Genomic DNA, 1278 nt, shown 5'->3' with positions numbered 1-1278 from the left:
TGAGCTATGCTGAAGAAACCGTAGAAATAAACTTGGTAAACTAAGCATATTAATCGGAGTTTACCATGACCAAGAAAATCAGAACCTACAGTACAGAATTCAAAGCAGAAGCCGTTAAGAAGATAGCAAACAATAACGGTAATGTTTCAGCCACAGCCAAGCAACTTGGCATAGCGATGCAAACGTTATCTAACTGGCAGAACAAAGCCAATCAAGGCAAGCTTATCGGCACAGAACAATATGACCCTGATCTCATGACGGCTCTTCAAGAAATAAAGCAGCTCAAGCGACAACTTAAAGTTGCTGAGGAGGAGCGCGAAATTCTAAAAAAGGCCACGGCGTACTTCGCGAAAAACAGTTGATGAAGTACGTCTTTATCAAAGACAACCAGTACCTTTTTAGTATTACCTGCATGTGCCGCGTATTAAACATAAAACCATCAAGCTACTACGACTGGATAAATCGTGAGATGAGTGAACAGCAGATACACCGTAACCACTGTGAGCTATTAGTTAAAGCGGCTCATAGTGAAACTAAAGAACGTTATGGTGTTGATCGACTACATGCCTACATAAGTGCGCAAGGGTATAATATTAGCCAATATATGATTAGAAGTATTAAAGAAGAGCGTGACATCAAATGCCGTCGCCACAAACGCTTTAAAGTCACCACTGACTCAAACCATAACAAGCTTGTCTATCCAAACATGCTGGATCAGCAGTTTGATGCTAAGCACCCCAATGAGTCTTGGGTCAGTGACATCACTTATATTTGGACTGCTGAGGGTTGGCTATACTTAGCAGGTGTTAAAGATCTCTACACCAAAGAGCTTGTTGGATATGCCATAAGTAAGCGCATGACCGCCGATTTAGTCTGTCATGCATTGAATATGGCAATTAAGAATAAAAGACCAAGCCAAGGGCTGATTGTGCATTCTGATAGAGGTAGCCAGTATTGCAGTCATGCCTATCACAAAATTATCAAGCAGCATCATTTTAAAGGCTCAATGAGTGGTAAAGGCAATTGCTTTGATAATGCTCCTATAGAAAGCTTCTGGGGTACGTTAAAGAATGAGCTTGTATACCATCAAGAGTATAAAACAAGGTTTACAGCGACCAACGAGATCACACAATATATAGAGCTGTATTACAACCAAACTAGGATTCAAAAGGGTTTAGGCTATAAATCGCCAAGACAGGTGTGGTTTGACTTTTATCGTCAGGCTGCGTAACTAAAATCTCCCAAGTTTATGTGTCCGGATTTGACGGCAGGGGTCAA

The 1278-nt window shown here is 41.1% G+C and carries 1 protein-coding gene; it reads left to right on the top strand.

Annotated features, from left to right (window positions below; all coding sequences use genetic code 11):
* The first annotated feature begins 65 nt into the window (after positions 1-65).
* A protein-coding gene (locus tag ACT3QP_RS14795) for an IS3 family transposase (protein WP_301464649.1) occupies positions 66-1231 on the top strand; the annotation gives its coding sequence in 2 pieces (ribosomal slippage) (positions 66-324 and positions 324-1231; 1167 coding nt in all).
* The last annotated feature ends 47 nt before the right edge of the window (positions 1232-1278 follow it).

Source organism: Psychrobacter sp. AOP7-B1-24 (genome assembly GCF_052376215.1).
Lineage (GTDB): Bacteria > Pseudomonadota > Gammaproteobacteria > Pseudomonadales > Moraxellaceae > Psychrobacter.
This window is presented reverse-complemented; position numbering and strand designations above follow the sequence as displayed.